The sequence below is a fragment of the Streptomyces polyasparticus genome (assembly GCF_014493765.1).
GTDB lineage: Bacteria > Actinomycetota > Actinomycetes > Streptomycetales > Streptomycetaceae > Streptomyces > Streptomyces polyasparticus.
In genome coordinates this window covers 1-1,073 of the sequence record NZ_JACTVJ010000114.1, presented here as the reverse complement: position 1 = coordinate 1,073, position 1,073 = coordinate 1, and the positions used below count along the sequence as shown (strand labels likewise).

Genomic DNA, 1,073 nt, shown 5'->3' with positions numbered 1-1,073 from the left:
CCGAAATCCGTAAAATTTCTCAATTCGTTCAGAATTGGTCTGCTGTTCTCCCGGGCTGGTGTAGTGTTCTTCTTCGTTGGTTTCGTAGAGTGGATCCTCTTCTTGCACGACTTCATCAAATGTGCTGGGACCAAGCAGAAGGCTGGCCATATGGTTTTCTGCGTTAACCATGTCTGCAAACGAGTAAAAATTGATGGTAGTTTTTGATGGCGACGCATCGCCCTTATCCACCAGGCTCTGTAAACTGGAGTTTCTGTTTGCAATCGACAGGCTCAGTTTGACATGGGTCATGGTGGGCGACACCGAGCCCGATCCGGAGTGCACCGAAGTAGAATTGGCGCCGTTGATACACTGGCGAAGCGACATGGAGATGATGGACCTAGACCGAGATCTGGACCGCGATCTCAGCACCGGAGGCCGAACAGCAGCGCAATCGTGATCCAGGTCTTCATCAGTGTCGCACGGGCACACAATTTCAACATCGTTCATATCTATGGAGGGGTCGCTAAGCACCTCCGTGGTGGTGTCCAATACGGGGGCAATGAAGTCCTCGGTATTGTGATGCATAGGAATGGCGTACGGAGTTTGAGACATCTGCGACGACGCACTCACCGTGGACATGCTGCGTGACCGTGCCAGGTGCGGCACCAGATGTGGCACCAGATGTGCCACCAGGTGTTTGTGCGGGCCCTGGGGCTGTCCCGACTGCGAAGTCACCGCCGAAAGTGGGGGCAGGAACAGCGCCGTGGAGATGGACCGCTCAAAAATGTCCGACAGCGACGACCGTTCCAATTGCGGAGGATTTTTCGAAAGTTTGGGTTTGGAAAACAGCGCTTTTGACGACGGTGGAGCCGACGAAACGCTGGTGGGAGGCGAGGCCTCCGTGCCATCAGCTCGAATGAACGCCGAATGGACTCGATTTATAAGTTTGGACTTGTGGTTACCGCTCATTAAAACGCTGATTTGGGGTGATGACAAACTTGAATTTTTGAAAGGATTGGAAAGTAAAAAGTGTCAGCAGACACCGGTCAGAAGTAGAACACGGGTTGTGGAATAAGTAAAGGTAAAACCAG

Annotated in this window: 2 protein-coding genes; one reads left to right on the top strand and one right to left on the bottom strand. The window is 52.4% G+C overall.

Annotation, left to right across the window (positions count from 1 at the left end; genetic code table 11):
- Positions 1-366, bottom strand: a 366-nt coding sequence (locus H9Y04_RS49110) for a hypothetical protein (RefSeq protein ID WP_214662306.1), incomplete at its 3' end; no start/stop codon positions are given.
- Between the two features lie 379 nt (positions 367-745).
- On the opposite strand from H9Y04_RS49110, the gene H9Y04_RS49105 reads away from it, so the two are divergent.
- Positions 746-1,057, top strand: coding sequence for a hypothetical protein (locus H9Y04_RS49105; protein ID WP_187820157.1), 312 nt, complete (start codon positions 746-748; stop codon positions 1,055-1,057).
- Positions 1,058-1,073 lie beyond the last annotated feature (16 nt).